This window comes from Fontibacter flavus (genome assembly GCF_042432905.1).
GTDB lineage: Bacteria > Bacteroidota > Bacteroidia > Cytophagales > Cyclobacteriaceae > Fontibacter > Fontibacter flavus.
Window position 1 is genome coordinate 1 of sequence record NZ_JBHLWI010000088.1, and the last position, 1534, is coordinate 1534.

Annotated in this window: 2 protein-coding genes; both read left to right on the forward strand. The window is 39.6% G+C overall.

Annotated elements, in window-relative coordinates:
• The first annotated feature begins 63 nt into the window (after window positions 1-63).
• Complete coding sequence (locus tag ACFFIP_RS18950) at window positions 64-456, forward strand: hypothetical protein (protein ID WP_382389362.1); 393 nt, start codon at window positions 64-66, stop codon at window positions 454-456.
• 2 nt (window positions 457-458) lie between these two features.
• Window positions 459-1472, forward strand: a complete 1014-nt coding sequence (locus ACFFIP_RS18955) for an IS3 family transposase (RefSeq protein ID WP_382389363.1) — start codon at window positions 459-461, stop codon at window positions 1470-1472.
• The last annotated feature ends 62 nt before the right edge of the window (window positions 1473-1534 follow it).

Here is a 1534-nt window from a genome sequence, read left to right on the forward strand (position 1 = left end):
GGTCGTGTACTGAAATAGGTTGACACAATTTAATTAAAAATTGTAAACCTATAATCGGACAAAATGCAAGAAACAGAAAAATTCTCTGAAGACGCTAGGAGAAAAATCGTTACCGAAGTGCTATCAGGTACTCTGACCAAAGAACAAGCAAGGCATGTTTATGGAATTAAAAGCAAATCCGCTATCTTGGAATGGATGAGGATTTTTGCTGGTCTAGAAAGGAGAGTTCCTAAAGACCCTGTTCCTATATTAAGAAACATGTCAGAAAAACAGGATTCCAACAGTGAGTTAAAAGCCCGTATTAAGCAACTTGAAGAAGAGCTTAAACTTAGCCAGTTAAAGGGCAGGGCATATCAGATTATGGTCGATATTGCCAAGGAAGAATATGGCCTGGATCTTGAAAAAAAGTCTGGTGCCAAACAGTTCAAAGACTCAAAGAAGAAGAACCAAGGGTAAGCTTGGACCAACTTTGCGGATTGTTTGGCAAGAGCAGACAAGGCTATTATAAATCTTTAAAATATATTTCCCGGGAGGCCTTTGAGGAAGATTTGGTCTTAAGTCTTGTTTTCAAGATCAGGAAGAAGGCTAAAACATCCAGATGGGGATTGAGGAAACTATACCCACTAATTCAGAAGGATTTGACCAAGCTGAAAATCAAAATAGGTAGAGATAAACTGTTTGATCTGCTTCGTATGAACGGGTTATTGGTTACTAAGAGAAAAAGGAGGTTTTTCACAACCCAAAGTCATCATTGGCTCAGAAAATACCATAATCTTGTTAAAAACATGGTTGTCTCCAGGCCTAACCAGTTATGGGTTTCCGATATTACCTACGTCGAGCTGAACAGGGAGGTCATGTATCTGTATCTTATTACGGATGCTTATTCCCAGAAAATAGTGGGCTGGAATCTTTCTCTGGACCTAAAGGCTGAATCGGCACTTGATGCCCTAAAAATGGCTTTTCAATCTCAGAAATACATTGAACCATACTCCCTGATTCATCACTCAGACCGGGGGGTACAGTACTGCAGTTATGATTACACAGACCTTTTGAAAAAGAAAAAAGTCTGGATCAGTATGACAAAGCCTGCCTCCCCACATGAAAATGCCATAGCAGAAAGAGTAAACGGTATTCTTAAAGAAGAATGGTTGGATGATATTGCTGGAGAACCAAGGATCAATGCACAAAAATATATAAGTCAGATCATCAAAATCTATAATGACATGAGACCGCACGAAGGACTGGGGAATAATCTCACGCCAAACCTAGTACATGACGAAGGTTTTCCAAGGCATGATACCGAACGCGTTATTGGGAATAAATACAGCTGGAAAAAGAAGATCGAATCTGAAAAGATCCGGCCTGAAAATAGCAACGCTATCGGACCAATTGACTATTCCTTGGCAAGTTGCTCCTCAGCAGAGCTTGCCTCCGCTTCATCGTGGTATTGTAAGTTATCCAAAACTTCTTAGAAATTGAAACACTAACTATATTTGAACAATAAAAGTGTCAACCATTTTCAGGACGAGACACT